Genomic DNA, 21,538 nt, shown 5'->3' with positions numbered 1-21,538 from the left:
GCGCCTAAGCCTAACGGATTCTTGTTGCGCTGTGGGGTGATCTAGGCTCTGTCCGAAAAGTGCCTGTGCTCGGTGATGCTTCGTTAAAAACGGGTTCGGCAAGCTGCTTGCAGCTAACGCGCTTCAGCGCGGCCCGGAGGGCGAACGAAGTGAGTAATGCTCATTTACAGCTCGTAAACTCGAGTGCGAGCCCAGTCCGTTCCTCACCTGTTTTTGCGGGGCCGCCATCGGTATCGCCTGACCTTGGCTCGGCGACTTTTCGTACAGACCCTAGGCCAGGAATTGCTGCAGCAGATCATTGAGAAACAGCTGGCCCTTGGCCGTTGCGACCAGCCGAGTTTCGTCGGCTTGCAGCAGACCCTGACGTTCGGCTTCGCGGCGTGCCTGTTCGAGTTGCTGCAATGGCAGGCCGGTGCGCTGGCTGAACAGCTCGGCCGGCGCGCCTTCGGTCAGGCGCAGCACGTTCATCAGAAACTCGAAGGGCAACTCGTCGGCTTCCAGCGGGCGGTCGCCGGCCTGAAATGTCTTGGCCGGGTCGAGGTAGTCCTTCGGCAGACGGGTTTTCCAGGTGCGCTGGATGCGCCCTGCGGGTGTGCTCAGCTTGGCGTGAGCGCCAGCGCCGATGCCGAGAAAGTCGCCGAAGGTCCAGTAGTTGAGGTTGTGCCGCGCCTGTTTGCCGGGCTGGGCGTAGGCGGACACCTCGTACTGCGCGTAGCCCTCGGCGGCAAGCAGCGCCTGGCCGGCTTCCTGGATGTCCCACAGCAGATCGTCCTCGGGCAGCTCGGGCGGCTGGCTCCAGAACACCGTGTTCGGCTCCATCGTCAGCTGGTACCAGGACAGGTGTGTGGGAGCCTGGGCGATGGCGGTGCGCAGGTCGAACAGGGCGTCTTCGATGCTTTGCTGCGGCAGACCGTGCATCAGGTCGAGGTTGAAGTTGTCGAAGCCGGCAGCGCGCGCCATGTCGGCGGCGCGAATGGCCTCGTCGCCATCGTGGATACGCCCCAGCGCCTTGAGCTTGGCCTGCTGGAAGCTCTGCACGCCGATGGACAGGCGATTGATGCCCAATGCCCGGTAGCCCTTGAACTTGGCCTGCTCGAAGGTGCCGGGGTTGGCTTCCAGGGTGATCTCGATATCCGGCGCGAAGGCCACGCGCCGTTCGACGCCTTCCAGCAGACGGCCCAGGGCGCGGTCGGAAAACAGGCTGGGGGTGCCGCCGCCGAAGAAGATCGAGGTCAGTGGACGGCCATGGACGTGCTGCAGGTCGGCATCGAGGTCGGCGAGCAGCGCGTCTACGTACTCTTCTTCACGCAGCGTCGGCCCGGCAGCATGGGAATTGAAGTCGCAGTAGGGGCATTTGCGCACGCACCACGGGATATGGATATAGAGCGCGAGGGGCGGGAGCAGGAAACTCCCGCCAGTGGTATCGCTCATGCCAGCCCCAGGCGCTGCTTGAGCAGGGCCATGGCGCGGGCACGGTGGCTGAGGCGGTTCTTCTGCTCGGCCGGCAGTTCGGCACTGGAACAGGCGGTTTCCGGCACCCAGAACAGCGGGTCGTAGCCGAAACCCTGCTCGCCACGGGCTTCGTGCAGGATGCTGCCGTGCCACAGGCCTTCACAGAGGATCGGCAGCGGATCGTCGGCATGTCGCACCAGCGCCAGGGCACAGACGAACTGGGCGCCACGCTCGGCGTCCGGCACGTCTTTCAGGGCGGCGAGCAGCTTGGCATTGTTCGCCGCATCGCCCTGGCCATCGGCATAGCGCGCCGAGTAGATGCCAGGGGCGCCGCCGAGGAAATCCACCGCCAGGCCGGAGTCGTCGGCCAGCGCCGGCAGGCCGGAGATGCGCGCGGCGTTGCGCGCCTTGAGAATGGCGTTCTCGACGAACGACAGGCCGGTCTCTTCCGGTTCGACCTGGCTGAACTCACCGATGGAACGCACGCGCACCGCATCGCCGAGCATGGCCTGCAGTTCCTTGAGCTTGCCGGCGTTATGGCTGGCCAGCACCAGTTCCTTGAAGTCAGTCATCCGGGAACATTTCCTGATTGAAGGTGATGCGGTGCGTGTTGTCGCCCTGGCGTACGTCGAGGGTGAAGCTGAGAATCTCGCGGCTGGAGAAGGGGAACTGTGCCAGGTAATAGATGGCGCCGCTCTCGGTGACCTGCCTGAAGGTCAGCGCGGTGCTCTGCCCCAGCAGGTTCTTCACCTGGCCGCTGACCTGCGCGGTGCTGGCCTTGCCTGCCTTGAGCACGGCGATATTGACCACGCCCTGGGTCTTGCTGCGTACCAGGCCGGCGGCGCTGGCGATGTCCGGTTGCAGGAAGCTGGAGTTGAACACGCTGTAGTGCACGTCGAGCTCGCCGAAGCTCTGCTTGCGCTCGGCGGCGGCCGGCAGGGCTAGGCACAGGGCGATCAGGAAGGGGATGATGCGGCGCATGATGTTCTCCTCGTTCAGACCGCGACGCGGTGGGCGGAGAGGTCCGCGCCGCTGATGCGGTAGATGCCGATCTCGCCCAGCAGGTTGGGCCAGATGCGGCTTGCCAGGCCATGGCGGTGGTCACGGTCCACCGCCAGGCGTTCTTCCACACGGGCACCCTGAGCGTGACAGAGACGCTCGAAGTCTTCGAAAGTGCAGAAGTGGATATTCGGGGTGTTGTACCAGGTATAGGGCAGGAAGTCCGACACCGGCATGCGACCTTTCGTCGTCAGGTACCAGCGACAGCGCCAGTGGCCGAAGTTGGGGAAGGTGATGATGCAGGTCTTGCCGACCCGCAGCATTTCGGCCAGCACCTTGTCCGGGTAGTGTAGCGCTTGCAGCGACTGGGTCATGACCACCACGTCGAAGCTGTTGCTGGCGAAGTTGCCCAGGCCCAGGTCGAGGTTCTGCTCGATGACGTTGACGCCGCGTTCGATGCACAGGGCGATCTTGTCCGGGTCGATCTCCAGGCCGTAGCCGGCCACCTGCTTGTTGTCGCGCAGCCAGGCGAGCAGCTCGCCGTCGCCGCAGCCCAGGTCGAGCACACGGCTGCCCGGGGCTATCCATTCCTGGATGATGTCCAGATCCGCTCGCATGCTCATACCTCGATTCGCTTCATGTAACTGCCGAATGCCTGCAGGTAACGCGGGATCGGCATGAGGAAGGCGTCGTGGCCCTGCGGCGCATCGATCTCCAGGTAGCAGACGTTCTTCTTCGCCGCCGTCAGGGCGTCGACAATCTCCCGCGAGCGGGTGGGGGAGAAGCGCCAGTCAGTGGTGAAGGACATCACGCAGAAGTCCGCCTTGGCCACGGCCAGAGTCTTGGCCAGATCACCATCGTGCGCAGCGGCAGGGTCGAAGTAGTCCAGCGCCTTGGTCATCAGCAGATAGGTGTTGGCGTCGAAACGGCCGGAGAATTCCTCGCCCTGATAGCGCAGGTAGCTTTCCACCTGGAACTCGACGCTGTGGAAGTCGTAGTTGAGCTTCTCGCTCTTCAGACCGCGACCGAATTTCTCGCCCATGGCGTCGTCGGACAGGTAGGTGATGTGGCCGACCATGCGCGCCAGCATCAGCCCGCGCTTGGGGATCACACCCTGTTCCTGGAAATGCCCACCGTGAAATTCCGGATCGGTGAGAATCGCCTGGCGCGCCACCTCGTTGAAGGCGATGTTCTGCGCCGACAGCTTGGGCGCCGAGGCGATGGCCAGGCAGTGACGCACACGCTCGGGGTAGCTGATGGTCCACTGCATGGCCTGCATGCCGCCGAGACTGCCGCCGATCACCGCCGCCCATTGCTCGATGCCGAGCACATCGGCCAGACGCGCCTGACTGTGCACCCAGTCTTCGACCGTCATTACCGGAAAGTCTGCGCCGTAGGGCTTGCCGGTGGCCGGGTTGGCGCTGCTCGGGCCTGTGGAGCCGTTGCAGCCGCCGAGGTTGTTGAGGCTGACGACGAAGAACTTGTTGGTGTCGATGGGCTTGCCGGGGCCGATGCAGCTGTCCCACCAGCCGGGCTTGCGATCATCCGGGCTGTGGTAGCCGGCGGCGTGATGATGGCCGGACAGGGCGTGGCAGATCAGCACCGCATTGCTGCGCGCGGCGTTCAGTTCGCCATAGGTCTCGACGACCAGTTCGTACTCGGCCAGGCTGCGACCGCAGGCCAGCGCCAAGGGTTCGCTGAAGCGGAACACCTGGGGACTGACCAGGCCGACGGAATCTTCGGGAAATGCAGTGGGCATTGAGGCGCTGCTAATGAATCGGAGGAGGGCGCCAGTCTAAAGAGCACCGACCCGAGCGGCAAGCGAGCTGGGCGCCCGCTCCGCTCTACAGGCTTTGTGGGCGCGCTGCCGTCGGTAGGCTGACCACCTTGCCCTGGCGCTGCACCGGTGCCGGACGACGCAGCACGCGCAGCATGTCGCTGGCCAGGGCCAGCTGCTGTTCCAGCTCTTCCCGGTAGCGCGCCAGTTGCAGGCTGCGTTTGCGCGTCTGCTGGGTTTCCTGGGCCAGCGCCTTGAGGCGCAGCATGTGGCTTTCCAGCATCTGCTTGTGTTCCAGGGTGTGCTGCATCAGCGGCATCAGCGCATCGGCGGCCCATTGCTCGGCGTCCAGGCGCAGGCGCTGGTGCAGGCCGATCACTTCCTGGGCCAGGGTGGCGAAGAAGCGTCGGGTCAGGCTGCGCTGCTCGGTGAGCAGGGTCTTCAGGTGCAGGCGGAACTGGTCGCCCTTTTCCTGCAGTTTCTTCAGCTCACGCAGATAACGCTGGATCTTGAACTGCGGCGCGTCGACCCCACCCAGCGGATTGTCTTCGTTGTGTCGACGATAGATGGCTGCAACCATCTTGTTGGCCATGTCGGCTTCGTGCTGCAGGTTGTGCAGATCCTGTTCGACGGCGCGGAAGAAATGCAGGATGGCCTGGTTGATGCCCAGGGTGGTCCAGCTGCCGGTGAGATTGCGGCGCACCTCGCTCAGGTGTTCCTCCAGGCGTTCGGCGCGTGCGGCGTGTCGCAGCAGCTGACCCTGACGCTGCAGCAGGCGCTGGTTGGTCTTCAGACCGAGCAGGCGTTTGTGGTGCAGGCTGTGGTCTTCCTTGGTCTTGGCGGTCAGCTCGAACAGCAGCTGGCCGTTGTCCTGTTGATGGTTGCCGAGCAGGGCCAACTGCTCACTGACTTTCTCCAGGCGCAGGTTGAGCACATGTTGACTGTTGTTCACCAGCGCCAGCACCTGACGCACCACGTTATCTTCGATCAGGCGTTCCTTCTGCGCGACGATTCGCTCGCACAGCAGGTTTTCCAGACCAGCCATCTGGCTGCGTGCCAGAAGTTCTTCGTCCCTGCGCACCTTGGCCAGCAGCGCCTGTTTGGCCGACAGCGGCAGTACGTCCTGCTTGGCGATGCCCAATTGCTTGGCGGTGGCGCTCTGGATCTGGCCAATGGCGTTCTGCACGAAGGTCTCGCCTGCCAGGTCGTCCCACAGCACGTCGATCTTGTTGAGCACGGCGAACAGGCTGGTCTGGGCGTCTTCGTCGAGCTGCCGGATGTGCTGCTGCCAGATGCTCATGTCGCTGGCGGTGACGCCGGTATCGGCGGCCAACAGGAAGATGATCGCCTGGGCATTGGGCAGCATCGACAGGGTCAGCTCCGGCTCGCTACCGAGGGCGTTGAGCCCGGGGGTATCGAGAATGCGCAGGCCCTGGCGCAGCAACGGGTGGTCGAAATTGACCATCGCATGGCGCCAGGCCGGCACCAGTACCTGGCCACGTTTGCCGGTGCCTTCGAGCATGTCCGGGTGGAAACCGAGCTGGATCGCCTGTTCCACCGGCATGGATTTGGTTTTGGCCACCTGGCTGAAAGCCAGGGCCATATTGGCCGGGTCGCTGGTATCCAGCGGGATGTTCACCCAGTGCCGCGGGATGCGTTTGAACTGTGCGACGCTGGCCGAGGCCGTGCGCGTCTCGATGGGCAACAGACGAATGTAGGGGCGTTCCGAGCGCGGGTCGAAGAACAGCTCGGTGGGGCACATGGTGGTACGCCCGGCATGCGAAGGCAGCATGCGCTGGCCGTATTCGGAGAAGAACAGGCTGTTGATCAGCTCGGTCTTGCCGCGTGAGAACTCACCGACGAAGGCCAGGGTGATGTGATCGGTACGCAGGATTTTCAGCGCGCGTTCGAGTTTTGCCTGAACGGCCTCGGAGTTGAGCCGATTGTGTTCCAGCCAGCTGCGATAACGCGTGATCTCGCGCATCAGTTCGCGTTTCCAGGCGACGTAGGCGTCAACCTGCTGGCTGAGACGTTCCATGCTCATCCTGGCTCTCCTCTCGGCAAGTTCATCCACTTGCTGGGGCTGCGTGATTGTTCAGTTGGTGTTGCCGCCAGGAAGCACGGCATTCGCGGGAATAACCTGCATTATGCGAGGTACAAGGCGGCCGTCAATTGGCTGCTTATACAGTCCCGCCTTGTGGTCGGGTATGGCGGCTGAATGGTCATCAGGGGTTCTGCAAGCCGGGAATCGCTGGCAGGTTACGTGGTGTGCGGATGCGCAGGCGCTTGTGTCGATTGAGTTCGCCGCTTTCCAGGCTCACCTGGCTCTTGGCCACGCCGAACGCCTGGGCCAGAAAGGCCAGCAGATGGGCGTTGGCCTTGCCCTCGACCGGTGGGGCGGTGAGGCGGATCTTCAACCGATCACCATGCAGCCCGGCGAACTCGTCCTTGCTCGCCTTGGGCTGCAGGTGGCAGTCGAGGATCAGGTCTTCGCCGTCCCAGCGGTAGAAACTCATGCCGAGAACCTGCTCAAAGTCTGCTGCGCGTCGGCTTTGCTGCGTTAAAAACAGGCTCGGAATGCTCATTTATCATTCGTAAACTCCGCTTCCTCACCTGTTTTTGCCTTGCATAGCGCTAGCTCGCGAGCCTTTGAACAGGCTCTCAGAGGAAGGGGCTGAGCATCGGTGGCAGGCCGGTGGAGGCTGCAAGACCGCCGATGACGAAGCGATCGATCAGATTGATGGTGATGAAGGCGAAGATCGGCGAGATATCCAGGCCGCCGAGGTTTGGCAGCAGCTTGCGGAACGGCGCCAGCAGTGGTTCGCAGATCTGATTGACCAGCTGCGCGCCGGGGTTGTAGCTGCCCGGGGCGACCCACGACAGGATCACGCTGATGATCAGGGCGAAGAAGAACACCTTGAGAAACAGCGAGGTCACGCCGATCAGTGACCACACCAGCAGTTGCAGGATGAAGCCGCCGACGTTGTAGCCCATCAGCGTCAGGGTGATGACCATCAGCAGCAGCTGCACCAGGATGGCCAGCACCAGCGAGGCCAGATCCAGCCCGGCGAATCCCGGAATGACGCGGCGCAGGGGCGTCAGCAGCGGTTGCGTGGCCTTGACGATGAACTGGCTCAACGGGTTGTAGAAGTCGGCGCGCACCAGTTGCAGGATGAAACGCAGCAGGACGATCAGCAGATACAGGCTGCCGAGGGTCTGGATGATGTAGATCAGGGCTTCGATGAGTCCGGACATGTGTGCTTCCTTTATTGACCCAGTTGTTCGGCCAGTTCGGCCGAGCGATTGGCGGCGGCATTCAGTGCCTGTTGTACCAGCGTTTCGAAGCCGCCGGTCTGGAAGGTTTTGATCGCCGCTTCGGTGGTTCCGTTCGGCGAGGTCACACGGCGGCGCAGTTCGGCGGCCTCCACATCGCTCTCGCTGGCCATGCGCGCGGCGCCCAGGGCGGTGTGAATGCTCAGGCGGGCGGCGGTTTCGCGCGGCAGGCCGAGTTGTTCGCCGGCCGCGGTCATGGCCTCGATCAGCAGGAAGAAGTAGGCCGGGCCGCTGCCGGAGACGGCGGTCACCGCATCGAGCTGTGCTTCGTCGTCCAGCCACAGGGCCAGGCCTACGGCGCTCAGCACCTGTTCGGCCTGGGCTTTCTGTGCGGCGCTGACGCGGGCGTTGGCGAACAGGCCGGAAACGCCCTGACGCAATAGCGCCGGCGTGTTGGGCATGCAACGCACCACTGGGCGCTGGCCCAGCCAGTTTTCCAGGCTGGCGCAGCTGATGCCGGCGGCGATGGAGATGATCACCTGATTGGGAGCCAGGTGTGGCGCCAGATCCAGGCACACCACTTTCATGATCTGTGGTTTGACCGCCAGCACGATCAGGTCGGCGCCTTTTATGGCTTCACCGTTATCCGCGAAGGTGGCGATGCCGTGTTCCTGTTGCAGGCGGGCGCGCTGTTCGCTGCCGGGCTCGCTGGCGCGGATGGCGCTGGCTGCCACGCCCTGGGCGCGCAGGCCGCCAATCAGGCTGGCGGCCATGTTGCCGGCGCCGACGAAGGCGATGGTCGGGTTGCTCATTGCAGAAAATCCTTCATTCAGTGAGTGGGCTGGCCGTAATCGCGGGCGCCGAACAGGGCGGTGCCGATGCGCACCCAGGTGGCACCTTCGGCGATGGCGGCCTCCAGGTCATGGCTCATGCCCATGGACAAGGTATCGAGGTCCAGCGCCAGGTCATCACGCAATTGGCGCAAGTGGGCGAAGGCAGCATGTTGCGCCGCGATATCGTCGGTCGGTTCGGGAATTGCCATCAGCCCACGCAGTCGCACGTTGGGCAGGGCGGTTACAGCCTTGGCCAGCTCTGGCAGCGCTTCCGGGCTGCAGCCGGATTTGCTGTCCTCACCGCTGACGTTGACCTGCAGGCAGATATTCAGCGGCGGCAGGTGGGCGGGGCGCTGCTCGGAGAGGCGTTGGGCGATTTTCAGGCGATCCACCGAATGTACCCAGTCGAAATGCTCGGCGATAGGCCGGGTCTTGTTCGACTGAATGGGGCCGATGAAGTGCCAGATCAAGGGCAGATCACTCAGTTCGGCCTGTTTTTCCAGCGCTTCCTGCAGGTAGTTCTCGCCAAAATCGCACAAACCAGCCGCATGAGCTTCACGAATGGCCGCTGCCGGTTTGGTCTTGCTCACCGCGAGCAGGCCGATATCCGTCAAATTACGCTGTGAGGCTTGCGCCGCCTCACGGATGCGCGCTCCGACCTTTGCAATATTCTCTGCTATCGTGGACATTACCTGCGCTCTATAAGCCTGGCCGTTGCGTTCGCGGCATTCTACCTGCTTGCTTGTAATTGGGGAGTCCCATGGATATCACTGAGCTGCTTGCCTTCAGCGCCAAGCAAGGCGCGTCGGATTTGCACCTCTCGGCGGGTCTGCCGCCGATGATCCGCGTCGACGGCGATGTACGCCGCATCAACCTGCCGCCGCTGGATCACAAGCAGGTACACGCGCTGATCTACGACATCATGAATGACAAGCAGCGCAAGGACTTCGAAGAGTTCCTCGAGACCGACTTCTCCTTCGAAGTGCCGGGTGTGGCGCGTTTCCGGGTCAACGCCTTCAACCAGAACCGTGGCGCCGGTGCGGTGTTCCGTACCATTCCGTCCAAGGTGCTGACCATGGAAGACCTGGGCATGGGCGAGGTGTTCCGCAAGATCACCGACGTGCCGCGCGGCCTGGTGCTGGTCACCGGCCCTACCGGTTCGGGCAAGTCGACCACCCTGGCGGCAATGCTCGACTATCTCAATAGCAACAAGTACCACCACATTCTCACCATCGAAGATCCCATCGAATTCGTCCACGAGTCGAAGAAGTGCCTGGTCAACCAGCGTGAGGTGCATCGCGACACCCACGGCTTCTCCGAAGCCCTGCGCTCGGCGCTGCGTGAAGACCCGGACATCATCCTGGTGGGCGAGATGCGCGACCTGGAAACCATCCGCCTGGCACTGACCGCCGCGGAAACCGGTCACCTGGTGTTCGGCACCCTGCACACCACCTCTGCGGCCAAGACCATCGACCGTGTGGTCGACGTGTTCCCGGCCGAGGAGAAGTCGATGGTGCGTTCGATGCTGTCGGAATCACTGCAGGCGGTGATCTCGCAGACTCTGCTGAAGAAGATCGGCGGCGGTCGCGTAGCGGCACACGAAATCATGATCGGTACGCCGGCCATCCGTAACCTGATCCGAGAGGACAAGGTGGCGCAGATGTACTCGGCGATCCAGACCGGCGGCGCGCTGGGCATGCAGACCCTCGATGCCTGCCTGAAGACGTTGGTGTCCAAAGGGCTGGTCAGCCGCGACAGCGCGCGCGAGAAGGCCAAGAGCCCGGAAAACTTCTAGGAACAGATGTAGGAGCGAGCCCTGCTCGCGACGCTTTTGGCGTCACCCTGTTCGCGGGCAGAGCTCGCTCCCATGATTCGGCAGATGGCTGCCGAACGGTATTGCACACGAAGCTGCGAGAACGACGATGGAATTCGAAAAACTGTTGCGCCTGATGGTCGAAAAAGGCGGCTCCGATCTGTTCATTACCGCTGGCGTACCGCCGTCGATGAAGGTCAATGGCAAGATCATGCCGGTGACCAAGAATGCCATGTCGCCGGAGCAGACCCGCGAGACCGTATTGGGCGTGATGAACGAGGCACAACGCCGCGACTTTGCCGAGAACCATGAGTGCAACTTCGCCATCAGTGCCCGCGGCATCGGTCGTTTCCGCGTCAGTGCCTTCTACCAGCGCAACCTGGTGGGCATGGTGCTGCGCCGGATCGAGACCAATATCCCCACCATCGACGACCTCAAGCTGCCGGAAATACTCAAGAAGCTGGCGCTGACCAAGCGCGGTCTGGTGCTGTTCGTCGGTGCCACCGGTACCGGTAAGTCCACCTCGCTGGCGGCGATGATCGGCTACCGCAACAAGAACAGCAGTGGCCACATCATCTCCATCGAAGACCCGATCGAGTACATTCACCAGCATCAGAGCTGCATCGTCACCCAGCGTGAAGTGGGCATCGACACCGAGTCCTTCGAAGTGGCGCTGAAGAACACCCTGCGTCAGGCGCCTGACGTGATCCTCATCGGTGAGGTGCGCACCCGCGAGACCATGGACCACGCCGTGGCCTTCGCCGAAACCGGCCACCTGTGCCTGGCCACTCTGCATGCCAACAACGCCAACCAGGCGCTGGACCGCATCATCAACTTCTTCCCGGCCGACCGGCAGAACCAGGTGTGGATGGACCTGTCGCTCAACCTCAAGGCCATCGTCGCCCAGCAACTGGTGCCGACCCCGGACGGCAAGGGCCGTCGCGCGGTGATCGAGGTGCTGATCAACACCCCGCTGGCCGCCGACCTTATCCGCAAGGGCGAGGTGCATGAACTCAAGGGCCTGATGAAACGCTCCACCGAGCAGGGCATGCAGACCTTCGACCAGGCGCTGTACAACCTCTACACCCAGGGCGAGATCACCTACGAAGATGCGCTGCTCTACGCCGACTCGGCCAACGACCTGCGCCTGATGATCAAGCTCGGCTCGGAAACCGATGGCGATCACCTGACCAGCATGGCCCAGGGCCTGGCGCTGGAGGTCAGCGAGGAAGATCCGGGGCGTCGCTTCCGCTGACGCTGGCTGACGGGGGACGCGCTGCGTCCCCTTCGTTTATCTGGGCGATGCGTTTGCCCTTCCTGCCGGCCAGCACCAATGCCTGGCCATCGCGCTGTGCGCCGGCGCGTGCTTCGCTCATCAGTTGTGGAATCAGCGGGCCTTCTGGCAGGTGCTTCCAGAATCTCAGTGGTAGATGTTGCTGCATCACCGTGCGGTTAAGCCGCGCCGGGTTGAAGGTGCTGCCGTAATAGGCTCGCCACAGGGCCTGACCGTCATCCCCTGGCTGCTGTGCCCAGGCTTGCCATTGCGCCGGGCAGCGGCGCTCGTGCTGCAGGTGTTGGCCATCCCAGTACACGCCGTCGCGCGGCGTTGCGATCAGCCAACTGTGTTTGCCCAGGCGTTCGGCGAAGTGACCACTGGCCGAGGCGAGAATGTCATGCGCGGGTTCGAACCAGGCGACGAAGTCCGGTGCGCCAGCAACCTTGCACGGCTGAAAACGCACGAAAGCATGCAGATGATGCGCCTCGCGGCGTACCGCCTTGAGCCGGCGGTGCAGCTCGCTGCCATCCGGGTCGCCGGCCAGCACGGCGCTGCGCTCGCCCTGCACGAAGCGCCAGAGTACGCGGTAGAGCAGGCTCCAGCGTTCATCGCCGCGGTATTGCGCGGCGCTTTCCAGCAAATCGAGCAGTTCGGGGGAAACGCGCAGGCGGCCGCTAGGTTCCGGCGTGCGTTCAGCAGGTTGATCGAACAGGCTGGGTGGCGCCTCTTCGTCCAGCCACTGCAACTGATGTGGCGCCAGGCCTTGCAGCAGTGCGCGGCGCGCAGCCTGTCGCCAGGTGGCGAAGGTACCGTCGAAGCGCAGGCTGTGCATCACCACAACGCCATCTGCGCCGGGGTGTCGCGCAGTTGCTGGCGCAGCACCACGGATTCGTGTTCGGCACGCGGTGGTCGGTAATCCTGGGTGACGATGAAAGGTTTGGCTTTTTCCAATACACAGCGCAGGCGGGTCAGGTCCTCGAAGCGGATGCGCCGTTCACGACGCAGCGCGCCCAGGCGCCGTGCACTGAGCACGCCGATGCCGGGCACGCGAGCGATCAATGATTCGTCTGCACGGTTGAGGTCGACGGGAAACTGCTCGCGGTTGGCCAGCGCCCAGGCCAGCTTGGGGTCGATATCCAGTGCCAGGTTGCCGGGGCCGGCCAGCAGTTCAGTGGCGTTGAAACCGTAGCCGCGCATAAGGAAGTCAGCTTGGTACAGGCGATGCTCGCGCAATAGTGGTGGAGCCTCGAACGGCACGGTTTTCGGGCTTTGCGGAATCGGGCTGAACGCTGAGTAGTAGACGCGGCGCAGGCGATAGTCCTGATACAGACTCTGGGCGTTGTGCAGGATGGTGCTGTCGTCGGTGGCATCGGCGCCGACGATCATCTGCGTACTTTGCCCAGCCGGGGCGAAGCGCGGCGCGCGGCGTTCTTCCTGGGCCTCACGCTCGCCCTGATGAATGTTGTGCATGGCCTGGTGGATGCTGCTGACGTTCTTTTCCGGCGCCAGGCGCACCAGACTGGTCTCGGTCGGCAGCTCGATATTGACGCTGAGGCGATCGGCGTACAGCCCGGCCTCCGCGATCAGTTCCGGCGCGGCATCGGGGATGGTCTTCAGATGAATGTAGCCACGGAACTGGTGCTCCTGGCGCAGCAGCTTGGCGACGCGAATCAACTGCTCCATGGTGTAGTCGGCCGAGCGGATGATGCCGGAGCTTAGGAACAGGCCGCTGATGCAGTTGCGCTTGTAGAAGTCCAAGGTCAGCGTCACCACTTCCTCGGGCGTGAAACGCGCACGCGGCACGTCGCTGGAGCGTCGGTTGATGCAGTACTGGCAGTCGTACAGGCAAAAGTTGGTCAGCAGGATCTTAAGCAATGCCACGCAGCGACCGTCCGGCGTGTAGCTGTGGCAGATGCCCATGCCATTGGTCGAACCGATGCCGTCCTTGCCCTTGGAGCTGCGCTTGGGTGCGCCGCTGCTGGCGCAGGAGGCGTCGTACTTGGCGGCGTCGGCGAGGATGGTGAGCTTTTCGATCAGTTGCATGGCAGTCGATATCTATACTGTTTTTTTATACAGTATATGGGCGTCGTACAGCTATCAAGCCATTCTTGTATTGCGCTGCCTCATTGCAAATGAAACCTTCATTCGGCGCACAGCGTCATAGCTGCATCTCGCACAAGGAGTTCGCCATGCAACGACAGGACACCCATAGCAAGCTGATCGGCTACCTGCTGTGGATCTTCGGTTTTCTCGGTTCGCACCGTTTCTATTACGGCAAGCCGGTGACCGGCACCATCTGGTTCTTCACCCTCGGTTTGCTGTTCATCGGCTGGATCATCGACCTGTTCCTGATTCCCTCGATGGATCGCGAGGCCGACCTGCGTTTTACCGCAGGTGATACTGACTACAACGTCGCGTGGATTCTGCTGACCTTCCTCGGTGTGTTCGGTGTGCACCGCATGTACCAGGGCAAGTGGATCACCGGGATCATCTACCTGTTCACCGGCGGCCTGTTCCTGATCGGCGTGCTCTACGACTTCTGGACGCTCAATACGCAGATCTCGATCAAGAACGCGCAGCGCGGTTGATCGGGAGGCGACAATTGGCGGTGCGCGCGGCGCACCCTTCGGTCGTCGCGTCGTAGCCCGGATGCAATCCGGGGAAATGAAAAGGGCATCCCATGGGATGCCCTTTTTCGTAATGCTGGCGGGATCAGTCGTCGCTGTCGTCGTCATCCCCGCCGTCGACCTTCATGCCCAGCTCCTTGATCTTGCGCGTCAGGGTGTTGCGACCCCAACCCAGCAGCAGGGCGGCGTCGCGGCGGCGGCCAGCAGTGTGCTTGAGCGCGGTCTCGATCATGATGCGCTCGAAGGCCGGCACGGCGCTGTCGAGCAGGTTGGACTGGCCGCGTGCCAGGGCCTGGTCGGCCCACAGGCGCAGCGCCTGCTCCCAGTTGGTCACTGGTGCGGCGTCCTGCGGTTGGGTCAGCAGCTCCGGTGGCAGGTCGTCGACATGCACCTCACGGCCTGAGGCCATGACGGTGATCCAGCGGCAGGTGTTCTCCAACTGGCGCACGTTACCCGGCCAGGGCAGGTGCTTGAGGTAATCCTCGGTTTCGCTCTTGAGCAGCTTGGGTTCTACCGATAGTTCCTGCGCGGCGCGGGCGAGGAAGTGATGAGCCAGGGTAGGGATGTCCTCGCGGCGGTCGGCCAGGCGCGGAATGTGGATACGAATGACATTGAGGCGGTGGAACAGGTCTTCACGGAACTTGCCGGCCTGTACCAGGGTTTCCAGGTTCTGGTGGGTGGCGGCGATGATGCGCACGTCAACCTTCACCGGGGTGTGGCCACCAACTCGATAGAACTCGCCATCGGCCAGCACGCGCAGCAGGCGCGTCTGGGTGTCGGCCGGCATGTCGCCGATCTCGTCGAGGAACAGCGTACCGCCGTCGGCCTGCTCAAAGCGACCGCGGCGCTGGTTGGCCGCGCCGGTGAAGGCGCCTTTCTCGTGGCCGAACAGCTCGGACTCCATCAGGTCCTTGGGAATTGCCGCCATGTTCAGGGCAATGAACGGCGCTGCTGCGCGTGGGCTATGGCGGTGCAGGGCGTGCGCCACCAGCTCTTTGCCCGTGCCGGATTCGCCGTTGATCAGCACGGTGATATTGGAATGGCTCAAGCGGCCGATAGCGCGGAACACCTCCTGCATCGCCGGTGCTTCGCCGATGATTTCCGGCGTGCGCGCCTGTGCTGCGGGCGCGGCCAGGCTCTGTTGTTCCTGGGCGTGCTGGAAGGCGCGCTTGACCAGCGAGACGGCCTCGTCGACGTCGAACGGCTTGGGCAGGTATTCGAAGGCGCCGCCCTGGTAGCTGGCCACCGCGCTGTCCAGGTCCGAATGCGCGGTCATGATGATCACCGGCAGGCGCGGGTACAGTTCGCGGATGCGGGCCAGCAGGTCGAGGCCGCTGGCGCCGGGCATGCGGATGTCAGAGATGATCACGTCCGGCTGCTGGCGGGTCAGGCGGGCGAGTACACCGTCTGCACTGTCGAAACTCTGGGTGGTCATGCCTTCCTGTTGCAGGGCCTTTTCCAGTACCCAGCGGATGGAACGATCGTCGTCGACAATCCAGACGGTTTCACTGCGGCTCATGGCGTGGGCGCTCCTTGTTCCAGCGGTAGGAAGATCGAGAATACGGTGTGGCCGGGATAGCTCTCGCACTCGATCAGACCCTGGTGCTGACTGATGATGTTCTGGGTGATGGCCAGGCCCAGGCCGGTGCCGTCGGCACGCCCGCTGACCATGGGATAGAAGATGGTTTCCTGCAGCTCAGGCGGGATGCCGGGGCCGTTGTCGATGATCTCGACCTTGACCACCAGGCGGTGACGGGTGTGGCCGATGGTGAACTGGCGCAGGGTGCGGGTACGCAGGCTGATGCGCCCGAGGCCCATGTCGTGCTTCTGCCCGGCGATGGCCTGCATGGCGTTACGCACGATATTGAGCACGGCCTGGATCATCTGTTCGCGGTCGATCAGCAGATCCGGAATGCTCGGGTCGTAATCGCGCACCAAAGTGATGCTGCCCTGGCTTTCCGCTTCGATCAGGTTGGCGACGCGCTCGAGCACCTCGTGCACGTTGGTCATCGCCAGCGACGGCAACTTGTTCGAACCGAGCATGCGGTCGACCAGGTTACGCAGACGGTCGGCCTCTTCGATGATGACGTTGGTGTAGTCCTTGAGCTCTTCGTTGGGCAGTTCGCGCGACAGCAGTTGTGCTGCGCCGCGAATGCCGCCGAGTGGATTCTTGATTTCATGGGCCAGGCCGCGCACCAGCAGTTTGGTGGTTTCCTGCTTGGATAGCTGCGCCTCTTCCTTGGTGATGCGCAGCAGGCGATCACGCGGGTGCACCTCCAGCAGCAGCAGAGTTTCACCCTTGCTGAACAGTGGGGTGACGGCGTAGTCGACGGTCAGCGTCTGGCCAGTGACCGAGGTCAGTACGGCTTCACGCTTGTTGAACGGATGTGCCTGCTCCACCGCCTGTCGCAGCGACGACAGCGCCTCTGGCGATTCGGTGAACAGGTCGCTGATGAACTGACCATGGCTGCGCTGGCCGCTGACGGCCAGGAGCATTTCCGCCGCCGGGTTCATGTACTCAAGGCACAGCTGGCTGTTGAGCAGCAGGGTAGCGGTGGTCAGGTTGTCGAGTAGCAGGCGGTGCAGCGCGTCATTGATGGTCATAGGCAGTGCTTTCCGGCAATGGGCAGGAAAATGCAAGAAGCAAACCAAGGCCCCGAAAAGACGCATTATTTGTGCGGTCTGCCAGGTTTTGGTGGTGCTGCGGCGAAGCAGGGCGGGGAAAAGCGACCCAAAACAGGGAGAGCTTAGGAGGTGGTGCGCTCGATTGCACCATTAAGGTGCGATCGAATTCAGAAGAAGGGAAGGATGCTGACCTCTTCCTTGGGTTTGTCTTTCAGCGGGCATTCGGGGCGAACGCCGTATTCATCCTTCTTGCACGGATTGATCTTGCGCTTCTGCGCCAGGGTCATGCGGTGCATGTGGAAGGGCTGTGCTGGCGTGCGTTCGACGATGAGCCCAGCGGAGTCGATGATTTCTGCCACCAGTTGGTGCGTACCGCGGTCGACGTGCTGCAGGGAGAAGACCGGGCTGCGGCTTGTCTCGCCCTGGGGCTCGCCATCGAGCAGCAACCGATAGCTGTGGCCGGGCAGCAGGCCCGGCTCGCTGTTGAGGGTGACGATCATGTCGCCGGAACCGTTATGGATCGAGGCGTCCGGCTCCGGCACGAGAATGCGCAGCACCTGATAGTGCACGGTCGGTTTGCTTACCGCAGGTGGCGGGGCCATGCGCACCGTGGGTTGGGGCTGGCTCATTTGCGCGCTGTTGGATGGCGCGAGCATCACCCGTTCGGCATTGCTGCTGCGCGGTTTGTCAGTGAAAACGCGGTTACCTTCAGCATCGATATAGGTATAGACCTGGGCCGAAGCTGCTTGGGTGATGAACAGCAGGCAGAGCAGCAGTGTACGCATCGTGATCAGTTCGCAGGTCTTGGGGTCGGACGCGGTGGCGTGACAGGTGGACGGGCAGGGCTGTTGACGCTGATGCGCTGCACGGTAAAGGTTTCGGTGGCGCTCTGCTGGATGATGCGGTCACCCAAGACCACTGCCACCGCCAGGCTGTGCTCGCCGCGCTCGACATTGGTCAGCTGCAGGCTCGGTACATTGCTGGCCTGGCCGTATGGCTCGCCATCGAGAATCAGCCGTAGCTGGTGGCCGGGTTGCAGGCGTGGCTGGATGTTCACCCCGACGACGAAGGTGCCGTTGTTGGCGCGCATGGCTTCATCATCCGGGATACCGGTGAGGCTCAACACGGAGTAAGGGGCCGCGCTCTGTGCTGAGGTGTCGCCGCTGGTGTCTGCAGGAATGCTGGGCGTCTGCATCTCTACCGTATTGGTTGGCGGCAGGTTGACGCTCTCGGCTGCTGCGCCATCGGGCGGCTGGTTGGTGAAGACCGTATTGCCGTTGGCGTCGATGTATTTGTAGATCTGCGCACTGGCCGGTAAGGCCAGGGCAAGCAGCAGGCAGGCGAGTAACGGGCGCATGGGCCGATCCTTCCGCGGATGATGCGCTAAGCCTTGCACTGCTGGCTGTTCCTGGCAAGCGCAGGGCGCCATGGCTGTGATGTTTGGCTACAAATCGGCTCGGGCCATGGGCGCGGATTCCGTTGGGTGTCGTGGGGTCGCCAGGGCTGTACGCACTATCTGCTGCTGGGCCTCGGGTTCTCGGTGCGCGCGGCGCACCCTACGGCGGAAATGAAAAAGCCCCGCCAGGCAGGGCCGGGCGGGGCTTTCGAGAGCACCGCACGAGGCGGCGCGAAACTGGCTTAGACGCTGTAGTACAGGTCGTATTCCAGCGGGTGTACGAAGGTGCGCACCTTGATTTCTTCTTCGGATTTCAGCTCGATGTAAGCATCGATGAAGTCGTCGGAGAACACGCCGCCCTTGGTCAGGAACGCGCGGCCCTTGTCCAGCTCTTCCAGGGCTTCTTTCAGGCTGCCGCAAACCTGCGGGATCAGCTTGCCTTCTTCCGGCGGCAGGTCGTACAGGTTCTTGTCGGCTGCATCGCCCGGGTGGATCTTGTTCTGGATGCCGTCGATACCGGCCATCAGCAGGGCAGCGAAGGCCAGGTACGGGTTGGCAGCCGGGTCCGGGAAGCGCGCTTCGATGCGGCGGGCTTTCGGGCTGGCAACGTACGGGATACGGATCGAGGCGGAGCGGTTGCGAGCCGAGTAGGCCAACATCACCGGAGCTTCGAAGCCCGGAACCAGACGCTTGTAGGAGTTGGTCGACGGGTTGGTGAAGCCGTTCAGGGCCTTACCGTGCTTGATGATGCCGCCGATGAAGTAGAGAGCAGTTTCGGACAGGCCGGCATAGCCTTCGCCAGCGAAGGTGTTCTTGCCGTCTTTGGAGATCGACATGTGCACGTGCATGCCCGAGCCGTTGTCGCCGTACAGTGGCTTCGGCATGAAGGTGGCGGTCTTGCCGTAGGCGTCGGCGACGTTGTGTACGCAGTACTTCAGGGTCTGAACTTCGTCAGCCTTGGCCACCAGGGTGTTGAACTTCACGCCGATTTCGTTCTGACCGGCAGTGGCCACTTCGTGGTGGTGCACTTCGACGACCAGGCCCATTTCTTCCATGGCGTTGCACATGGCAGTACGGATTTCGTGGTCGTGGTCGCACGGCGGAACCGGGAAGTAACCGCCTTTGACGGCTGGGCGGTGGCCCTTGTTGCCGCCTTCGACGTCGCCGTCGGTCATCCAGGAGCCTTGCTCGGAGTAGATCTTGAACATCGAGCCGGAGATATCGGACTTGAACTTCACTTCGTCGAAGATGAAGAACTCGGGCTCCGGGCCAACGAATACGGTGTCACCGATGCCGGTGCCTTTGAGGAACTCTTCAGCGCGCTTGGCGATGGAGCGCGGGTCGCGGTCGTAGCCTTGCATGGTGCTCGGCTCGATGATGTCGCAGACCAGGATCAGGGTCGGCTCTTCGGTGAACGGGTCCAGAACGGCGGTATCGTCTACCGGCATCAGGATCATGTCGGAGGCTTCGATGCCTTTCCAGCCATGGATGGAGGAGCCGTCGAACATTTTGCCGTGCTCGAAGAAATCTTCGTCCAGGGCGTCACGGGCCGGCATGGTCACGTGGTGCTGCTTGCCCTTGGTGTCGGTGAAGCGCAGGTCTACCCACTTCACGTCGTGTTCTTTGATCAGTTGAACAGCCTTAGACATGTTGTCCTCCAGGTGGAAAAGGCTCTTATCGATAAGCCTTGAAGATGCGGTGAAGCCCGGCGGGATAGTCCTCCAGGGCGACCTGCCTCACAAGGGAGCAAATTGCATGCCAGTGCCCTTTATTGGGCAGAAGCCGCGAAACTCAGGTGCTGCGCCGTCTGCGCGGTAATTCGTCAGAAATATTTGCACCATTTAAGGGCCTTTAATTTCGATGAAGATCCATTTTGGTGCGCTGTGTGGTTGGTGCAGTATTTTTGGTCAAAGCTTGAACAATTTCCGCTATAATCCGCGCCCCTGTTTTTTCGTCCCCTAAGTGGGCGGCCTATTCATGAAGCTCATCGTCAAAGTTTTCCCGGAAATCACCATCAAGAGCCGCCCGGTGCGCAAGCAGTTCATCCGCCAGTTGGGGAAGAACATTCGCTCCGTGCTGCGCGATCTTGACCCCGAACTGCGGGTGACCGGTGTCTGGGACAACCTCGAGGTCGAAACCGATCTGGACGATCCCAAGCTGCTCGCCGAGATGACCGAACGCCTGCGCAACACGCCTGGCATCGGCCTGTTTCTCGAGGTCAATGAATACCCGCTGGGCGATCTGGACGAGATTACCGAGCACTGCAAGCGTCACTACGCCGAGCAGCTGCCGGGCAAGATCTTCGCCGTGCGTTGCAAGCGCGGTGGCAAGCACGCGTTTTCCTCCATCGATGTCGAGCGTCATGTCGGTTCGCGCCTGCGCCTTGAGTGCGGCGCTGCCGGCATTGACCTGAAGAAGCCGGACGTCGAAGTGCGCATGGAGATTCGCGACCAGCGCCTGTTCGTGGTGCACAACCGTCATGAAGGCCTCGGCGGTTATCCGCTGGGCTCGCTGGAGCAGACCCTGGTGCTGATGAGCGGTGGCTTCGACTCTACCGTGGCGGCCTACCAGATGATGCGTCGCGGCCTGGTCAGCCACTTCTGCTTCTTCAACCTCGGCGGTCGTGCCCACGAATTGGGCGTGATGGAAGTGGCGCACTATATATGGCAGAAGTTCGGCCGCTCGCAGCGCGTGCTGTTCGTCAGCGTGCCGTTCGAGGAAGTGGTCGGCGAGATTCTCGGCAAGGTCGACAACAGCCAGATGGGCGTGATCCTCAAACGCATGATGCTGCGCGCTGCCACCCGTGTCGCCGAAAAGCTGCAGATCGAGGCGCTGGTCACCGGCGAGGCGATCAGCCAGGTTTCCAGCCAGACCCTGACCAACCTCGCGGTGATCGATTCGGCCACCGACATGTTGGTCATGCGCCCGCTGATCGCCAGCCACAAGCAGGACATCATCGACACTGCCACGCGCATTGGCACCGCCGAGTTCGCCAAGAACATGCCTGAGTACTGCGGCGTGATCTCGGTCAACCCGACCACCAAGGCACGCGGTTACCGCATCGAGCACGAGGAGGCGCAGTTCGACATGGCCATCCTCGATCGCGCCCTCGAACGCGCCACCCAACTGCCCATCGACCGCGTGATCGACGAGTTGGGCAAGGACGTGCAGGTCGAGGAAGTACGTGAAGCACTGGCCGGCCAGATCGTCATCGATATCCGCCACCCGGATGCCGCCGAAGACGAGCCGCTGGACGTGCCGGGCATCGAAGTGCAGGCGCTGCCGTTCTATGCGTTGAACAACAAATTCAAGGAACTGGATGAGAACCGCCAGTACCTGCTGTATTGCGACAAGGGCGTGATGAGCCGTCTGCATGCCCACCATCTGCTGAGCGAGGGACATGCCAATGTGCGCGTTTATCGTCCGGCATAGAACGCCGGGGCTCAATGGCGGAAGTATCCGCCATC

General features: G+C 62.6%; 21 protein-coding genes. 4 read left to right on the top strand and 17 right to left on the bottom strand.

The window, feature by feature from the left end:
• Nucleotides 1-270 precede the first annotated feature (270 nt).
• From hemW to JWV26_RS07780, 10 genes are all read right to left on the bottom strand, one after another.
• On the bottom strand, nucleotides 271-1,431 hold the full coding sequence (gene hemW / locus JWV26_RS07825; protein ID WP_206418758.1) for a radical SAM family heme chaperone HemW: 1,161 nt from the start codon (nucleotides 1,429-1,431) through the stop codon (nucleotides 271-273).
• The gene (gene rdgB / locus JWV26_RS07820) at nucleotides 1,428-2,024 is read right to left on the bottom strand and encodes an RdgB/HAM1 family non-canonical purine NTP pyrophosphatase (protein ID WP_072424911.1); all 597 of its coding nucleotides are present in this window, start codon (nucleotides 2,022-2,024) and stop codon (nucleotides 1,428-1,430) included. Before rdgB ends, hemW begins: the two co-directional genes overlap by 4 nt.
• Nucleotides 2,017-2,433 (bottom strand): DUF4426 domain-containing protein, encoded by a 417-nt coding sequence (locus tag JWV26_RS07815; RefSeq protein ID WP_206418757.1) that lies wholly within the window; start codon nucleotides 2,431-2,433, stop codon nucleotides 2,017-2,019. The genes rdgB and JWV26_RS07815 overlap by 8 nt, the downstream gene beginning before the upstream one ends.
• Nucleotides 2,434-2,447: 14 nt before the next feature.
• On the bottom strand, nucleotides 2,448-3,068 hold the full coding sequence (gene metW / locus JWV26_RS07810; protein WP_026088470.1) for a methionine biosynthesis protein MetW: 621 nt from the start codon (nucleotides 3,066-3,068) through the stop codon (nucleotides 2,448-2,450).
• Nucleotides 3,069-3,070: 2 nt separating this feature from the next.
• Nucleotides 3,071-4,210 carry a homoserine O-succinyltransferase MetX gene (gene metX, locus JWV26_RS07805; RefSeq protein WP_079782574.1) on the bottom strand — a complete coding sequence of 380 codons (1,140 nt, stop codon included), beginning with the start codon at nucleotides 4,208-4,210 and terminating at the stop codon, nucleotides 3,071-3,073.
• Between the two features lie 85 nt (nucleotides 4,211-4,295).
• Nucleotides 4,296-6,272, bottom strand: coding sequence for a dynamin-like GTPase family protein (locus JWV26_RS07800; RefSeq protein ID WP_072424915.1), 1,977 nt, complete (start codon nucleotides 6,270-6,272; stop codon nucleotides 4,296-4,298).
• Between the two features lie 181 nt (nucleotides 6,273-6,453).
• Nucleotides 6,454-6,744 carry a DUF167 domain-containing protein gene (locus JWV26_RS07795; protein ID WP_072425066.1) on the bottom strand — a complete coding sequence of 97 codons (291 nt, stop codon included), beginning with the start codon at nucleotides 6,742-6,744 and terminating at the stop codon, nucleotides 6,454-6,456.
• Nucleotides 6,745-6,889: 145 nt separating this feature from the next.
• Entirely contained in the window at nucleotides 6,890-7,483 is a 594-nt protein-coding gene (locus JWV26_RS07790) for a YggT family protein (RefSeq protein WP_074917427.1), read from the bottom strand.
• A gap of 11 nt (nucleotides 7,484-7,494) precedes the next feature.
• Nucleotides 7,495-8,313: a pyrroline-5-carboxylate reductase gene (gene proC / locus JWV26_RS07785; RefSeq protein WP_072424917.1), complete on the bottom strand. Its 819-nt coding sequence runs from the start codon at nucleotides 8,311-8,313 to the stop codon at nucleotides 7,495-7,497.
• Between the two features lie 17 nt (nucleotides 8,314-8,330).
• Nucleotides 8,331-9,023, bottom strand: a complete 693-nt coding sequence (locus JWV26_RS07780) for a YggS family pyridoxal phosphate-dependent enzyme (protein WP_206418756.1) — start codon at nucleotides 9,021-9,023, stop codon at nucleotides 8,331-8,333.
• Nucleotides 9,024-9,094: 71 nt separating this feature from the next.
• On the opposite strand from JWV26_RS07780, the gene pilT reads away from it, so the two are divergent.
• On the top strand, nucleotides 9,095-10,129 hold the full coding sequence (gene pilT, locus JWV26_RS07775; RefSeq protein WP_003463935.1) for a type IV pilus twitching motility protein PilT: 1,035 nt from the start codon (nucleotides 9,095-9,097) through the stop codon (nucleotides 10,127-10,129).
• 127 nt (nucleotides 10,130-10,256) lie between these two features.
• Nucleotides 10,257-11,402 carry a PilT/PilU family type 4a pilus ATPase gene (locus JWV26_RS07770; RefSeq protein ID WP_045735677.1) on the top strand — a complete coding sequence of 382 codons (1,146 nt, stop codon included), beginning with the start codon at nucleotides 10,257-10,259 and terminating at the stop codon, nucleotides 11,400-11,402.
• Here the strand turns inward: JWV26_RS07770 and JWV26_RS07765 are convergent.
• Both JWV26_RS07765 and JWV26_RS07760 read right to left on the bottom strand, forming a co-directional pair.
• A complete protein-coding gene (locus JWV26_RS07765) occupies nucleotides 11,368-12,255 on the bottom strand; it encodes a TIGR03915 family putative DNA repair protein (RefSeq protein WP_072424919.1) in 888 nt (295 codons plus the stop codon). The two genes, JWV26_RS07770 and JWV26_RS07765, sit on opposite strands and share 35 nt — an antisense overlap.
• A complete protein-coding gene (locus tag JWV26_RS07760) occupies nucleotides 12,255-13,466 on the bottom strand; it encodes a putative DNA modification/repair radical SAM protein (RefSeq protein ID WP_196459265.1) in 1,212 nt (403 codons plus the stop codon). Before JWV26_RS07760 ends, JWV26_RS07765 begins: the two co-directional genes overlap by 1 nt.
• A 146-nt stretch (nucleotides 13,467-13,612) precedes the next feature.
• Between JWV26_RS07760 and JWV26_RS07755 the strand changes: the two genes are divergently transcribed.
• Complete coding sequence (locus tag JWV26_RS07755; protein WP_072424921.1) at nucleotides 13,613-14,011, top strand: NINE protein; 399 nt, start codon at nucleotides 13,613-13,615, stop codon at nucleotides 14,009-14,011.
• A gap of 124 nt (nucleotides 14,012-14,135) precedes the next feature.
• On the opposite strand, the gene ntrC is transcribed toward JWV26_RS07755, so the two are convergent.
• From ntrC to glnA, 5 genes are all read right to left on the bottom strand, one after another.
• A complete protein-coding gene (ntrC, locus tag JWV26_RS07750) occupies nucleotides 14,136-15,569 on the bottom strand; it encodes a nitrogen regulation protein NR(I) (protein ID WP_072424922.1) in 1,434 nt (477 codons plus the stop codon).
• Nucleotides 15,566-16,654, bottom strand: coding sequence for a nitrogen regulation protein NR(II) (glnL, locus tag JWV26_RS07745; protein ID WP_017675830.1), 1,089 nt, complete (start codon nucleotides 16,652-16,654; stop codon nucleotides 15,566-15,568). The genes ntrC and glnL overlap by 4 nt, the downstream gene beginning before the upstream one ends.
• A gap of 188 nt (nucleotides 16,655-16,842) precedes the next feature.
• Complete coding sequence (locus JWV26_RS07740) at nucleotides 16,843-17,460, bottom strand: DUF4124 domain-containing protein (protein WP_079782579.1); 618 nt, start codon at nucleotides 17,458-17,460, stop codon at nucleotides 16,843-16,845.
• 5 nt (nucleotides 17,461-17,465) lie between these two features.
• Nucleotides 17,466-18,032: a DUF4124 domain-containing protein gene (locus tag JWV26_RS07735; protein WP_072424924.1), complete on the bottom strand. Its 567-nt coding sequence runs from the start codon at nucleotides 18,030-18,032 to the stop codon at nucleotides 17,466-17,468.
• A 281-nt stretch (nucleotides 18,033-18,313) separates the two neighbouring features.
• Nucleotides 18,314-19,720, bottom strand: coding sequence for a glutamate--ammonia ligase (gene glnA / locus JWV26_RS07730; protein WP_072424925.1), 1,407 nt, complete (start codon nucleotides 19,718-19,720; stop codon nucleotides 18,314-18,316).
• A gap of 328 nt (nucleotides 19,721-20,048) precedes the next feature.
• On the opposite strand from glnA, the gene thiI reads away from it, so the two are divergent.
• Nucleotides 20,049-21,503, top strand: a complete 1,455-nt coding sequence (thiI, locus tag JWV26_RS07725; RefSeq protein WP_206418755.1) for a tRNA uracil 4-sulfurtransferase ThiI — start codon at nucleotides 20,049-20,051, stop codon at nucleotides 21,501-21,503.
• Nucleotides 21,504-21,538: the final 35 nt, after the last annotated feature.

The sequence above is a fragment of the Ectopseudomonas toyotomiensis genome (assembly GCF_017167985.1).
Lineage (GTDB): Bacteria > Pseudomonadota > Gammaproteobacteria > Pseudomonadales > Pseudomonadaceae > Aquipseudomonas > Aquipseudomonas toyotomiensis.
The sequence above is the reverse complement of the archived record's forward strand: the minus strand, read 5'-3'. Positions and strand labels throughout refer to the sequence as shown.